At 66.9% G+C, this 13,618-nt stretch carries 14 protein-coding genes; 2 read left to right on the top strand and 12 right to left on the bottom strand.

Annotated elements, in window-relative coordinates; all coding sequences use genetic code 11:
• Positions 1-43 precede the first annotated feature (43 nt).
• The 3 genes from AWC16_RS10205 to AWC16_RS10195 form a co-directional block, all read right to left on the bottom strand.
• Positions 44-889: an SDR family oxidoreductase gene (locus AWC16_RS10205; protein ID WP_085264630.1), complete on the bottom strand. Its 846-nt coding sequence runs from the start codon at positions 887-889 to the stop codon at positions 44-46.
• A 2-nt stretch (positions 890-891) separates the two neighbouring features.
• Positions 892-1,725, bottom strand: a complete 834-nt coding sequence (locus AWC16_RS10200; RefSeq protein ID WP_085264629.1) for an SDR family oxidoreductase — start codon at positions 1,723-1,725, stop codon at positions 892-894.
• Between the two features lie 70 nt (positions 1,726-1,795).
• Positions 1,796-2,716, bottom strand: coding sequence for an enoyl-CoA hydratase (locus tag AWC16_RS10195; RefSeq protein ID WP_085264628.1), 921 nt, complete (start codon positions 2,714-2,716; stop codon positions 1,796-1,798).
• Between the two features lie 63 nt (positions 2,717-2,779).
• Here AWC16_RS10195 and AWC16_RS23445 point away from each other — a divergent pair, with 63 nt between their 5' ends.
• Both AWC16_RS23445 and AWC16_RS10190 read left to right on the top strand, forming a co-directional pair.
• Positions 2,780-2,953: a hypothetical protein gene (locus AWC16_RS23445; protein WP_109561352.1), complete on the top strand. Its 174-nt coding sequence runs from the start codon at positions 2,780-2,782 to the stop codon at positions 2,951-2,953.
• On the top strand, positions 2,954-4,411 hold the full coding sequence (locus tag AWC16_RS10190; protein ID WP_085264627.1) for an alpha,alpha-trehalose-phosphate synthase (UDP-forming): 1,458 nt from the start codon (positions 2,954-2,956) through the stop codon (positions 4,409-4,411).
• Positions 4,412-4,431: 20 nt separating this feature from the next.
• Here the strand turns inward: AWC16_RS10190 and AWC16_RS10185 are convergent, their stop codons facing one another.
• The 9 genes from AWC16_RS10185 to AWC16_RS10145 are packed head-to-tail and all read right to left on the bottom strand — an operon-like array spanning position 4,432 to position 13,615.
• Positions 4,432-4,971 carry a hypothetical protein gene (locus tag AWC16_RS10185; protein WP_024442238.1) on the bottom strand — a complete coding sequence of 180 codons (540 nt, stop codon included), beginning with the start codon at positions 4,969-4,971 and terminating at the stop codon, positions 4,432-4,434.
• Positions 4,972-4,988: 17 nt separating this feature from the next.
• Positions 4,989-5,477: a mammalian cell entry protein gene (locus AWC16_RS10180; protein ID WP_085264741.1), complete on the bottom strand. Its 489-nt coding sequence runs from the start codon at positions 5,475-5,477 to the stop codon at positions 4,989-4,991.
• Positions 5,474-6,145: a mammalian cell entry protein gene (locus AWC16_RS10175; RefSeq protein ID WP_085264626.1), complete on the bottom strand. Its 672-nt coding sequence runs from the start codon at positions 6,143-6,145 to the stop codon at positions 5,474-5,476. The genes AWC16_RS10180 and AWC16_RS10175 overlap by 4 nt, the downstream gene beginning before the upstream one ends.
• Positions 6,142-7,839 (bottom strand): MCE family protein, encoded by a 1,698-nt coding sequence (locus tag AWC16_RS10170; RefSeq protein WP_085264625.1) that lies wholly within the window; start codon positions 7,837-7,839, stop codon positions 6,142-6,144. Before AWC16_RS10170 ends, AWC16_RS10175 begins: the two co-directional genes overlap by 4 nt.
• 6 nt (positions 7,840-7,845) lie before the next feature.
• Positions 7,846-9,033: an MCE family protein gene (locus AWC16_RS10165; RefSeq protein WP_047320551.1), complete on the bottom strand. Its 1,188-nt coding sequence runs from the start codon at positions 9,031-9,033 to the stop codon at positions 7,846-7,848.
• Positions 9,030-10,364: an MCE family protein gene (locus AWC16_RS10160; protein ID WP_047320552.1), complete on the bottom strand. Its 1,335-nt coding sequence runs from the start codon at positions 10,362-10,364 to the stop codon at positions 9,030-9,032. The genes AWC16_RS10165 and AWC16_RS10160 overlap by 4 nt, the downstream gene beginning before the upstream one ends.
• Complete coding sequence (locus AWC16_RS10155) at positions 10,361-11,419, bottom strand: virulence factor Mce family protein (protein WP_047320620.1); 1,059 nt, start codon at positions 11,417-11,419, stop codon at positions 10,361-10,363. Before AWC16_RS10155 ends, AWC16_RS10160 begins: the two co-directional genes overlap by 4 nt.
• Entirely contained in the window at positions 11,406-12,443 is a 1,038-nt protein-coding gene (locus AWC16_RS10150; RefSeq protein ID WP_047320553.1) for an MCE family protein, read from the bottom strand. Before AWC16_RS10150 ends, AWC16_RS10155 begins: the two co-directional genes overlap by 14 nt.
• Positions 12,443-13,615 carry an MCE family protein gene (locus tag AWC16_RS10145; RefSeq protein WP_047320554.1) on the bottom strand — a complete coding sequence of 391 codons (1,173 nt, stop codon included), beginning with the start codon at positions 13,613-13,615 and terminating at the stop codon, positions 12,443-12,445. The genes AWC16_RS10150 and AWC16_RS10145 overlap by 1 nt, the downstream gene beginning before the upstream one ends.
• Positions 13,616-13,618 lie beyond the last annotated feature (3 nt).

Here is a 13,618-nt window from a genome sequence, read left to right as displayed (position 1 = left end):
TCCGAACGGTTTTGGCCGACACCCGCCCGTCCGCCTGAGTCCGCTAAGTCCTCTTGAAGGACCGCAACCTCGTCAGATAGCGCGGCACCCCGGACAGCCCGAGAGCGCGCGGCCAGTCGTCAGCACGGACGTAGGCGTCCGTACCGCCGTCGACGAAGATGACACTGCCGCAGAGGAACTCAGCGGCATCCGAGAGCATGAACAGCATCCAGTCCGCCAGTTGACCGGGGTCGCCGAAACCGCCCACCGGCACCGGAAAACTGCGGACTCCCGCCGCCTGCCCCGGGGTGGCGAGCTGCTTTTCCAGCAGCGGCGTCATGATCGCACCCGGAGCTAGGGCGTTGAGCCGGATACCCGCCCCCGCCCAGGACGGTTCAACCGCGTACCGGCGCACCCAGCGCGACACCGCGATCTTGGACGCCGCGTACGCCAACGTCGGCGCACCCGGACCGAACAGTCGCAGCCGGCGCACCGCCTTGGCCGCTTTGCCGGCCAGCAGTGCCCGCACCGCGGACCGCGGCACCGCCGGCACGGTGGTGGTCGAATTGCTGGCCACAACCACGACTTTGGCGGCACCGGATGCGGCCAGCGCCGGTCGCCACGCCTCCAGCAGGTCGATGACCCCGAAGTAGTTGATCTGCAGGATCAGCTGCGTCGCCCCCGGAGTGGGTCCGATGCCGGCGGCCAGCACCGCCCCGTCTAGGCGGCCCTCGCACGCCGCCAGCACCGCCTCGGCGCCTGCCGCGCGCCCGCCCGCGCTCGACAGGTCCGCGATCACTTCGGCGTCGCGCAGGTCGACCCCGATCACGGTGTGGCCGGCCGCCCGCAACTTCTCCGCTGCCTGCCGTCCCATCCCGGATGCCGACCCGGTGACCGCATAAACGCCCACGACTAATCCGCGACCACGCCGCGCAGGCCGTCGGCCCCGAACGCCGGCTCCAGCATCGACGAGAAGTCCGGCCCGCGGCGCAGCATCTGCCCGCCGTCGACGTTGATGACCTGCCCGGTGATATACGCGGCCGCGTCGCTGAGCAGGAACAGCGCCAGGTCGGCGACGTCGTCGACCTCACCGGGCCGGGGCAGCGGCGTGCAGATGCGGTAGTCCTCGCTCAACTCGGGCGAGTCCAGGATCGGTGCAACCAACTCGGTGCGAATCAGGCCCGGTCGGACGCTGTTGACCCGCACCCAGGAGCCACCCAGTTCATCGGCGGCCAGTTTCATCAAGTGGTCCAGCGCCGACTTGGTCGGGCCGTAGGCGCCGAACCAGCGGTGGGTGTTGCTGGCGGCGATCGAGGAGATGCCGACGAACGAGCCGCCGCCACCACGCACCAGTGCCCGTCCGGCGTGCTTGAGCACGTACATGGTGCCGTTGACGTTGAGGTCCACGGTGCGCCGCCAGGCCGCGGAATCGATCTGGGTGATCGGCCCGATGGTCTCCGAACCTCCCGCGCAGTGCACCACTCCGTGCAGCCGGCCGTGTTCGCCCTCGGCCGCGGCGACGGCGGCGATCACACTGTCTTCGTCGGTGATGTCGGTCGGCAGGTGACGAACCGAGTCGCCGATCTCGGCGGCCACCGCGGCCAGCCGCTCGGCTCCCCGACCCACGATCAGCACGTCGGCTCCGGCGGCGGCCAGGCCGGCCGCCACTGCCTTACCGATGCCGCTACCACCTCCGGTGACCAGGTAGCTGCGGTCTTCGAACGAAATCCGGGACGAAAGCGTCACACCGACCCCTCACATCAAAACTGGAACGTGTTCTACCTATGGAACCACGTTCGGCAGTAGCGACGGGCCGCTATGGCTGATCGCGGCGAGCCAGGTCGGTGGGCCCGGCGGTGCGCCAGTCCGGCACCTCCGGCGGCAGCGCGATCGGGAACTTGTTGTCGTTGTGCGCTGCCCAATGCGCGTGACCCAGCTGATGGATGTGGAAGCCGTGCCGCAGCGCCTCGGAGAACCCCATCGCGTCGGCGGCGGCGTTCACCGAATCCTTGATCAGCAGGGCGGCCATGGTCGGCAGCTCGGCGATACGGCGGGCGAACTCCAGCGTTTTGTCGGCCAGCTCGTCGGCGGCGAAGACTTTGGAGACCATGCCCAGCCGGTAAGCCTCGTCGGCATCCAGCGAATCACCGGTCAGCAACAGCTCCTTGGCCTTGCGGGGCCCGAATTCCCAGGGATGCGCGTAGTACTCGACGCCCGGCATGCCCAGGCGCACCCCGACCACGTCGGAGAACCGCGCATTGTCGGCGGCGACAATCAGATCGCACGCCCAGATCAGCATCAACGCCGCAGAGATGGCGTTGCCCTGCACCTGCGCGATGGTGATCTTGCGCAGCTCCCGCCAGCGACAGGTGTTCGAGAAGTAGTAGTGCCACTCCTGCAGGTAGGTCTTCTCCACCACCGGCTCCCGGGTACCGCCGTTGCCGGCGAAACTCGGATGCTGCGTGGGCCCGGGCCGGCGTTCGGCCAGGGCCGCCTCCGAGCCCAGGTCATGGCCGGCGGAGAAGTTCTTACCGCGTGCCGCCAGGATCACCACCCGCACGGTGTCGTCGGCCTCGGCCCGGCAGAACGCTTCGTCGAGCTGCACCAGCAGGGTGCGGTTCTGCGCGTTGTGGGCCTCCGGACGGTTCAGCCAGATCCGGGCGATGCGCCCGTCGTCGACGGTTTCGTAGTCGACGAGTTCGCCGGACTGCCCCGATGTCGTCTCCGATGTGGCCATTTAGCCTCCGCCCTCCTCGTCGTCCGCATCACAGGTTACGGCGCACTTCGCTAGAGTCGACTCATGCCTGCTAAATCCGAACACGCCGACATCGACGACGTGGAACCGCTGGCCGACAGCACCGCGCGCCAGGCCCGACGAGTCGTGGCCGCCTACGCCGAGGACGCGGACGAGTGCCGGGTGTTCCTGTCCATGCTGGGGATCGGACCTGCGACACCCGAGAAACCCGGGGCGTAGATGCCAGGGTCGGGGGGCCGGGACGCGCCACATCATCAACCCGGCGAGTCCGACTTCGTCGTGGTGGCCAACCGGCTGCCCATCGACATCGAGGTGTTGCCCGACGGTACGACGAGTTGGAAGCGCAGCCCCGGCGGACTGGTCACCGCGCTGGAACCGCTGCTGCGTAAGCGCCGCGGCGCCTGGGTGGGCTGGCCGGGCAGCCAGGACACCCCCGACGGGCCGATCGACGTCGAAGACCTGCGGCTGCATCCGGTCGCTCTGAGCACCACCGACATCGCCGAGTACTACGAGGGTTTCTCCAACGCCACGCTCTGGCCGCTGTATCACGACGTGATCGTCAAGCCGATCTATCACCGGCAGTGGTGGGACCGCTACGTCGACGTCAACCGCCGCTTCGCCGAGGCCGCGTCGCAGGCGGCGGCCCCGGGCGCCACGGTGTGGGTCCAGGACTACCAGCTGCAGCTGGTGCCCAAGATGCTGCGGACCCTGCGGCCCGATGTCACCATCGGCTTCTTCCTGCACATTCCGTTTCCCCCGGTGGAGCTGTTCATGCAGCTGCCGTGGCGCACGGAGATCGTCGACGGCCTGCTCGGCGCCGACCTGGTCGGATTCCACCTGGCCGGCGGCGCACAGAACTTTCTGTTTCTGGCCCGCAGGCTGGTGGGGGCGGCCACCTCGCGGGGCTCGGTCGGGGTACGCAGCCGGTTCGGTGAGGTGCGGCTGCCGGATCGCACCGTGCGGGTCGGCGCCTTCCCCATTTCGATCGACTCCGGCGAACTCGACCGCAAGGCGCGCGAACGTGGAATCCGTCGGCGCGCCAAGGAAATTCGGGCCGAACTAGGACACCCTCGCAAGATCCTGCTGGGCGTGGACCGCCTGGACTACACCAAGGGCATCGACGTCCGGCTCAAGGCCTTCAACGAGCTGCTCGCCGAAGGTCGCGCCAAGCGGGACGACACCGTGCTGGTGCAGCTGGCTACGCCAAGCCGGGAACGGGTGGAGAGCTACCAGATCCTGCGCGAGGACATCGAACGCCAAGTCGGCCACATCAACGGCGAATACAGCGAGGTCGGCCACCCGGTGGTGCACTATCTGCACCGCCCGGTCCCCCGCGACGAACTCATCGCGTTCTTCGTGGCCAGCGACGTCATGCTGGTCACCCCACTGCGCGACGGGATGAATCTGGTCGCCAAAGAGTACGTGGCATGCCGCAACGACCTGGGCGGCGCGTTGGTCTTGAGCGAATTCACCGGCGCCGCAGCGGAATTGCAGCAGGCCTATCTGGTGAACCCGCACGATCTGGAGTGCGTGAAGGACGTCATCGAGGCGGCGATCAACCAGACCGACGAGGAGGGCCGCCGGCGGATGCGGGCGCTGCGCCGTCAGGTGCTGGCCCACGACGTAGACCGTTGGGCCCGCTCCTTCCTTGGTGCACTCGCCGACTCCGCGGAGTAATGCCCAACGGCCGGTGACACTCAGCTGCACAGGTGGATTGGGTTGTCCTGGCAATTCAGCGGATAGTGGATGACCGGGACCGGCAGCGGCGATACGAAGGTCAGCGTGAACGGCCGCTTCTCCAACCCGGGCTGCAGCCCGCACACCGCGTTGTGGGAGGTGGTGTAAGTGCCGTTGAGGGACAGATCGAACTGATACATCTCCTCGCTGCCGGCAGTGCCGCCGTTCGAGCACCTGGTGCCCGCCAGCAACGGGGTCTTGTAGGTCCACCGACCGTTGGCCAACCGGTATGCCCCAGCCTGTCCCGGAGGCCCGTTACTTTCGACCTGCAGTTTGCAGCCCACCGCCGTGTGCAGCGGAACCCGGCCGTCACCCACCGTCGGCACGCACAGCGGGTAGATCTTCCAGGTCGCCGTCTTGACACCGTCGTTGTAGGTGTAGACGCCCTCGATCGTTCCTTCCGGTATCGCGTCGTCATCGGCGCCGGCCTGGACCGCCAGGCCGGTGGCCGCCGTCATCGCCGCAGCCAAGATGGCCAGCCCACGAACGAGTTTCCCCATGGCGCTCATCCTTTCAGCTAGATCGGCGCGATATTGCTGATCAGCCACTTGCGGTCGATCTTGCGGAAATCAACCCGCAGGCGGCTGCCCTCGTAGTACTTCTCCTTGGACTTGCCCGTCACGGTGCGGTTGACGAACACCAGCACCGAGCCCGACGTCCGGCGGGCAGCCATGGCGCCGATGCCGACGACGTCGACCTGGTTCACCAACTGCTTCTCGCGGGCCTGCGGAATGATCTCGTTCATGGCGCGGGCCTCGAACTCGCGGCGATAGTCCCCGGTGAACAGCGGGTAGGTCTCGGTCAGGCTGCGCTCCACCGTCTTGTACTCATAGCCCAAGACCTTGGGGATCTCATCGGCGGTCAGCCTGACCAACTCCGAGCGTGTCGTCTGCTCACCACGCGCCTCGACTCGGCTCCAATACAGCGATCCCGCCGCAGCTCCCAGACCCACGAACCCACCGAGAACTCCCACGAGGACGGCCAGCCACATCCACCGCCGTGTCATCCGCTGCCCCCCGGCCACTTCAGGTCGTATGCGGTCATATCGCCGTTGCCGTCTTCATGCACGATGACCCGCAACGCGTAGGGCTGCGAGGGCTTATTGACTCCGTCCGCATCAGTGGCGGTAGCGCGTATCGCCACCAGCACCGACGCGTTGCCGGCGACGTTGTCGATGCCCTCCAATGCCTTGCCATTGATGACGGCCTCAGAGCTGTGCTTGGTCTCTCGCAGCAAGGCCTTGAGATTTTCGGAGTTGGCCGCCATCGTGTCGCGCAGTGGACCGCTGGTGCCGGCCACGAAGCGATCCACCTGCTCGTTGATGGTGTCGGGCGTATAGGTGTACATATTCAGCACCGTCTGCACCGCCGTGTCGACGAATCGCTGATCGCGCTGGTGTGCTGCATCGGCTTGCCGGTGTTGCACGCCGAGTACGGCGACCATCCCGCCCAACAAGACCCACGCCGCCAGTCCAACCACACCCGCCAGTTGCGCTGTCTTGCCGGCGTTGGGCTGCCGCCGCGGCGGTGGTCCGGCCGGCCGGACCGCCCGTACCGCAGCGCGGCTGGGTGGCGGAATCCGTACCGCGGTCGGCGTCGTCTCACCGGCCTCCCCCGCTGGTCCCGCAGCCCGCGAGGCCCGGCGCCGGACCTTCGCGTCGTCGGGTCCGCTCACGTCTGCCTCGGCGCGAGCATCAGATCAGCCCAGTTCTCCGCGGGCAGCCACTTGTCTGAGCCGGAGACGAACACGCCACTGTTGCCGACCGGATCCACGAACTTGCCGGACCGGTCGTAGGTGCTGTAGGCGACACCGTTGGCCTCGGCAGGCAGCGGCCCCGGAGCCGGACCGGCAGCCGGTCCCGGCGCGGGGTCACGTCCGTAGGCGGGCAGGCCACCGTTGCCGCCGGGGCTGGTCGGCATGTTCTGGTCCGGCGGCGCGTAGTAGGGCCACGGCGCCGGCGGGTTGGGTCCGAGCTGATTCGGCGGGTACGGCAGCGGGTAGGGCGGATTGGGCGCTGGGCCGGGGCCCGCGGGCACACCCGGCGGCAGCGCCGTCACCGGCGGGCCCGGGTCATAGTCCGCCGACGGCGGGATGTAGGGGAACTTGTTCATCGGATTCAGCATCCGAGGATCGGTGATCGGGGTGTCATACGGGACCGGCGGCCCGCGCCACGCGTTGCTGCCGATCGGGACGAAGCCCCGCGGGTCGCGGCAGAGCTGGATCGTGGGCGCCCGCTTGCCCGGATACTCCATGCACGGGTAGTTGCGGGCACCACGGACCGCGGTCGGATCGTTCTGCGCGGCTTTGCAGTACAGGTCCTTGGGCAGTTCCCGGACGGTTTCGTCGGCCGGTGTGCGCATTTCGGTGAACGGCAGGAAGCCGACCGTGCATGGCGGCGGGTCGTGCATGTCGATCTTGAAGTCCAGCTTCACGCCTTCATCCATCGGCACGCCGCCGGCGACGGTGATCAGTGCCGCCATCAGCGCGGGGAACACCACCAACGCCTGCTCAATGGAGTTACGGTATATGACCCCGACCCGACCGAAGTTGGCGATGCTGGCCGCCAGCGTGGGGAAGGACGCGCGGATTCCGTCAAAAGTGGTGTTGGCCTCGTCGGCGACGCTGGGCAGGGTCTGCAGCACCTCGCGGAGCTGCGGGTCGGCCTTGTGCACCTCGGTGGTGACCGCCGCCAGCGACCGTGCCAGTTTCCTGATGTCGTCACCGCTGCGGATCTGGGCGTCCAAGAAGGGCTCGACTTGGTCGACCAATGCCGAGGTCGCGTCGAAATTGGCGTTGGCCTCGTCGACCAGCTGCCGCGACGAGGCGATCATTCGCGCCAGCTCCTGCCCGGAGCCGTTGAACCCCTCGAACGCGCTGCGCAGCAGATCGCGAAGACGGCTGTTGGCGACGCTGTTGACCAGCGACTGCGCCTGGTCGAGCAGTCCGGCGATGTCCTGACCAATAGCGGTGCGGTCCTGGCCGATGCGCGCGCCGTTGCGCAACGCGCCTGCGGCCGCATCCCCGGCGGGTGGCACGAGGTCGATGTACTGCTCACCGATCGCGGACATGCTCTTGACGGTGGCGGTGACGTTCCCGGGGATCTTGGTACTGCTGTTGAGCCGCATTGCGGCGTCGACGCCGTGGTCGCTGAGTTGAACAGATTCCACCCGGCCCACCGTCACGCCGCGGTAAGTGACATTGGCGCTCTGGTAGATACCGCCGCCACCGATGAAGTCGGCGGTCACCTTGTAGGTGCCGATACCGATCCGGCTCGGCGCGTGCAGGTAGAGGATCGAGATGGCACCGACGGCCAGCACGGTGACCACGGCGAAGATCCCGAGTTGGATTCGAACGAGGCGGGTCAGCATCGCAGGTCATTCCTCATAGTGGGGAGCCGTTCCGGGCGGGATCTTGAACGGGTCGGCGGCCTGTCCGGACAGGTTCGCCATCTCTCCGATCAAGAAATCGGGCGGGTTCAGAACGTCGTGCATGTGCGGCATGTTCGGGTCGAAACCGCCGGTGGTGAACACGGTTTCGCCGAATCGACGCAGTGTCATGTCAAAGGTGACGTAGACGTTGAGGAAGTCGCCACGCACGGCGTTACGCAGATACATCGACGGGAACGGGAACGTCGGGATGAACGGGAACGCCGTCACCAACTCGTTGGCGTTGTCAGCGAACGCCTTGATGACCGGGTACAGGTCCTTGATGTCGGCGGCGAAGTCTTCCTTGGTCTCGCTCATGATCCGCGCTCCGACCACGGCCAGCCGCTGCAGCGCCCCGAACGCGTCGACGATGTTGCTGCGGTTGTCGTTGAGCACCGCCAATGCCGCGGGCATGGTGTCCAGCGCCCGCGCCAGGCTGGGAGCGCTACGGGCCAAGGTCGCCCCGACCCGGTTCAGCCCCTCAGCCGCCGCGACGATGTCGCGTGCCTGGCGGTCCAGCGAGGCGGTCAGTTCGGCCAGCCTCGGCACCAGCTCGGCAAAGGTACCGGCCCGGCCGGCGACCGCGGCGTGGGCCTCTTCGGTGATGTCTTGCACCGCACCGAGATTGCCCTGGTTGACCACCACACCCAACGACGACAGCACCTCTTCGGTGCTGGGGTAGCGCCCGGTCCGGCTGAGCGGAATCTCATCGCCTCGGGCGAGGGTGCCGACCGGAGGTTGGTCGGTCGGCTCGGCCAGCTCGATGTGCTGAGAACCCAGCAGCGAGGTCTGCGCGACGTTCGCGATGGCATTGGCCGGCAGGTGCACATTGCCGTCCAGCGACAGCTTGACCGCGGCGTAGAAGCTGCCGTCGGGCCGTTGCACGGCCCGAATCCCCGACACACTGCCGACCGTGACGTCATCGACCATCACCGGCGAGTTCTGCGGCAGCGTGGTGACGTCCGGCAGTTGCACCGTGATGCTGTAGGAGCCGCGACCATGGCCTGCGGTTCCCGGCATGTTCAGCGAGTTCAGCCCGCCGAACTGACAACCGGACAACACCAACGCCCCGGCACCGAGCACCGCACCGCGGCGGCCGACCCGGTGCAGCGCGCCGCCAAGAGACTTCACGCTCATCCGCCCTCCCGTGGTGCACCGGCACCGGGCTGAGCCGGACCCGTCGGGCCGGGCGCCTTGCCCAGCTGCCCCGGCGCGGGCGGCGGCAGGAACAGGGCCGCGACATCTTCGGTGCTCGGCGGCGTGACACCGGGAGCCGGCAGCCACTTCAGGTACGGCACCGGCGTCTGAGACTTCGCCTCGGTGGCCGGGGTGTCGTAGATGATCTGGCCCTTGTAGGCGGTGATCGAGTTGACCGGGTGGAACAAAAACGGGATAAAGTTCATAGACCAGCGCCGCATGACCGGTCCCATCCGCTCCTTGCAGATCTCCGCCCGCTTGAAGTTGTCGGGCACCGAACCGACGTCGAAGACGCCGCCGCAGATGAACTGCACCGGATTGGCGAAGTCGGGCAGCGACAGGAGCCCGCTCAAGGTCCCCTGCGCAGGATTGTAGATGTTGTAGAAGTTCACCAGGCCGTGCGGGGTGATGTGCAGCGCCTGTTCGAGGTTGTCGCTCTGGTCGGACAGCACCTTGGTGAACTCCGCCAGCTTATTGACCTGGGCGATCAACGCGTCATTGTTGTTGTGCAGGAAACCGCGAACGTCGCGCAGTGCCTGGCTCAGCGTGCCCAGCGTGACATCCAGGTCGACCGAACTCTCGGCCAGCACTGCCGACACCGCCGCGACATGGTCGGTGAACTGCACGATCTGCTCGTTGCTGCCGGAGAGCGCATCGACCAGTACCTGCAGGTTCTTCACGGTGCCGAACAGGTCGGTGCGCGAGTCCCCGAGGCGCCCGGTGATCGCCGACAGTTCACGCAGCGCGTTGCGGAACGAGTCGCCGTTGCCGTCGAAGGTGTCGGCGGCCTGGTTGACGAAGGCGCTCAGTGCCCCGTTGAGCTTGCCCTGCTCGGGTGCCAACTGGGAGCTGAGCTGGGTCAGCTCCTGCTTGACCTCGTCCCATTCGACCGGGACCGCGGTGCGGTCTTCACTCAGTACCGATCCGTCGGCGAGCTTGTCACCTTCGGTGTAGGCCGGGGCCAGCTGAATGACCCGCGCGGAGACGATGTTCGGTGCCATGAGCACCGCATGCACGTCGGCCGGCAGCGGCACATCCTTGCTCACCGACATGGTGATCTTGACGTTCTCGGCACGCGGCTCGATGGACTCGATGCGGCCGACCGGAACCCCGACCACCCGGACGTCGTCACCCGGGTAGAGGCCCACCGCCGAGGCGAAGTAGCCGGTGATGCGGTAGCTGCGCTGCGCGGGCAGCACCACGTATGCCGCGGCGGCCAACAGTACCGCCAGCAGGCCGGCGAGGACGAGGCGTGAAGTTCGGCGTGTCATGGTGACTTCGGCTTAATGATCGTGCGCTCGGAGATCATCCCGCGCAGGTAATCGGCCAAGCTGTCGGGCAGCTTGCCCGGCTGGAAGAACATGTCGACCATGACCTCCGACATCGTGGGCGGCGGTAGGCCGTACAGGTTGATCTGGAAGCCCGGACCCGAGGCCACCACCTCACCGAGTGTGGTGGCGTATCCGGGCAGCCGCTCCAGGGCGCCGGCGATCCGATCCTTGCGCTCGATCACGTTGTCCAGCACCAGGTTCAGCTTCTTCAAGGTCGGACCGATCCCTTTCTCGTTATCGGTCACGACTCCGGAAAGCTGTTGCGACACATCGTCGATGCCGCCGATCAGCGCGCCGAGCGCCTGCCGGCGCTCATCAAGCGCAGCGAAGAGCTGGTTACCGTCGAGCACCAGCCTGTTCACCTGGGCAGCGCGCTGGTTGAGCACACCGGTGACAACCTGGGCGTGCGACAACAACTGGCCCAACGCCTCATCGCGACGGTTGAGGCTGCGCGACAGGGAAGCCACCCCGTCCAGCGCTCCGCGCAGCTGCGGGGTCGCCTCGCGCATGGAGTCGGTGAGCACCTGCAGCGCTTCCTCGAAGCGCGGCTTGTCCAGATCGCGGACGTTGCCGCCGAGGTCCTGCAGTGCGTTGTTGAGGGTGTACGGGGCACGCGTGCGCTCGAGCGGGATCGAGGTCACCGAACCGCCGCCGGCAGGAGTGATCGACAGGGCCTTCTCACCCAGCACGGTGTCGGTGCGGATGGCGGCCAGCGACTGGTCCCCCACCCGGACCTTGCGGTCGACGGTGAAATCCACTTTCGCGCTGGCTCCGGCCAGTCCCACCGATTTGACCTTGCCCACCCGGATACCGGAGACCGTCACGTCGCTACCGGGGATGATGCCGCCGGCGTCGGCGAAGTAGGCGTGGTAGTTCTTGCCCTGGGGCCAGAACGGCAGGCTGGTGTAACCGAAGGACACCAAGACCAGGCATGCCACCAGTGCGATGCCCAACGTACCCGTGCGAACCGGGTTTACGCCGTCAATTTTTGACAGGAGAGCACCTCCCCTTGCTCGTGTCGTTCTGGCCGCCCATGGGCAAGGTGATGTCACTGCCGGCGGGGCCGTTGAGCTTCAGGGCGACGGTGCAGTAGTTGATGTTGAAGAAGGAGCCGTAGGCGCCAAGTGCGTTGAGCCGCAGGTAGTTCTCTTCCAGCGGGTCGATGACGTCGTTCAGCTCCTGCCTGCGCTTGTCCAGCACGGTGGCCAGCGGCCGCGCGTTCTCGAGCACGCCCTGCAGTGGCCGACGGGTGCGGCGCAGCGTGTCGGTGAGGTCGTTCTCCACCGAGGCCAGCGGCCCGATCGCGCCGGCGATCGCATCCTTGCCCAGGGCCAGGCCGGTGATCAGCTGCTGTAGCCGGTCGACGGTGGCGTCGAACTGTTCGCTCTTGTCGTCGACTGTGGTCAGCACCGTGTTCAGGTTGTTGATCACGTCGCCGATGAGCTGGTCGCGGGAGGCCAGCGTGGTGGTGAACGAGCTGGTGCTGGCCAGCATCTGCGACAGCGCACCGCCCTGGCCCTGCAGCAGCTCGATGAGGGCGTTGCTGATCTCGTTGATCTTTCCGCCGTCCAAGCCCTTGAGCAGCGGGCGCATCCCGCCCAACAGTGCATCCAGGTCCAGGGCGGGCTGAGTGTGGTCGCGGGCGATGGTGCCGCCGGGCGGCAGCTTGTGCAGTTCCCCGGCGCCCGAGGCGATCTCGAGATACCGGTCGCCGACCAGGTTTTCGTAGCGGATGAGCGCGCGGGTCGAGTCGTAGATCTGGTAGCGCTTGTCCACGTCGAAGGTGACACTGACGTTGTTGTCCGGCGTCAACTCGACGCGTTTCACCGTACCCACCGGAATACCGGCGATCCTCACGTCCTCGCCGCCTTTGAGCCGGGAAGCGCTGGCGAAATCGGCGTGGTAGGTGTGGTTCGAGGCAAACCGGAATTCGCCGAACACCACCACCAGACCGGCCGATACCAACAGCATGGCGACGGCGAAGATGGTGACCTTGACCAGGGTGCTGCGCGGACTCATCAGTATTCATCCCGTTCCGCGAAGGCGCCGTTGAAGAGGAACTGCGCGGTGGAGGGTGCGTCGAACTGGACCTCGGTGTTGGGCTGGAACGGGATGTAGGCGCTGTCGGTCACCAGGAACGGTGAGCGGAACCAGGAGCCGCCGTACTGCTTGCTGGGGATGTCCGGCAAGCCGCGGCAGTTCGGTCCGCCGGTCGCGTTGGCCACCGGTAGGCTCTCCGGGTAGGTGTAGGCCGGTACGCCCGGGATGAAGCTGGACTGCACATACAAAGCCGGCTTGGTGCCGCCCAGCGACGGACCGAATCGCTCCATGGCATTTTGAATTCCCTTGAACAGGCAGCCGAACTCCGGCGAGTATTCGGCGAGCAGGCTGGTCATGGCGCGGAAGCGCTGGATCCCGGCGATGAAGTCGTCGGCGGCCGGGGCGAAGGTGTCGTAGCCGTTGTTGGCCAGCCCGGTGGTCGCCAGCAATGCCTTGTTCAGGTTCTCCCGCTGATCGACCAGGGTCTTACTGATCGCCGGGACGTTGTCGATGGTCGTCGCCAGGTCCGGGGCGGCATCTCCGTAGATGTTGCCGACGACCGCGGTCTTGGCGAAGCCCGACTGCAACTGGGGCAGTTTCGGATTGAACTTTCCGAGGTAGCTGTTCAGCCCGGAGAGCAGCCCGCCCAGGTTGTCACCGTTGCCCCGCAGGCCCTCGGCCAGCGCGCTGACCGACCCGTTGAGCTGAACCGGGTCGATCTTGTCCAGCACGTCGGTCAGCTTCTGGAACAGGGTGTTGACTTCCAGCTGCACGTCGGATGCCTGCACGTTCGCGCCGTTGCGCAGCGTCGCACCCGAGGGCACCGGCGGCGGAACGAACTCCACCGACTTGGCCCCGAAGATGGTGTTGCCGGCGATATGCACCGCCGCGTTCGACGGGATCTGGCGCATCGCGGAGCTGTCGATGGCCAGGAACAGCTTGGCCTGGTCGCCGGAGTACTTGATCGACTTGACCTTGCCGACCTGAATACCGCGGTACTTGACCTTGGCGTCCTGTTCCATCACCAGGCCGGCGCGCGGCGAGGTGACGGTGACCTTATCGGTGGAGCTGAACACCGACACGTAGGACAGGTAGGTGAACACGGTGGCGGCAAGCAGGATCGCACCGAGGATTGCCGCAGCAAGCCTCACCTG

Source organism: Mycolicibacter longobardus (assembly GCF_002102265.1).
Classification (GTDB): Bacteria; Actinomycetota; Actinomycetes; order Mycobacteriales; family Mycobacteriaceae; genus Mycobacterium; species Mycobacterium longobardum.
Note: the sequence above shows the minus strand (reverse complement) of the source record. Positions and strands in the feature narration are given on the sequence as shown.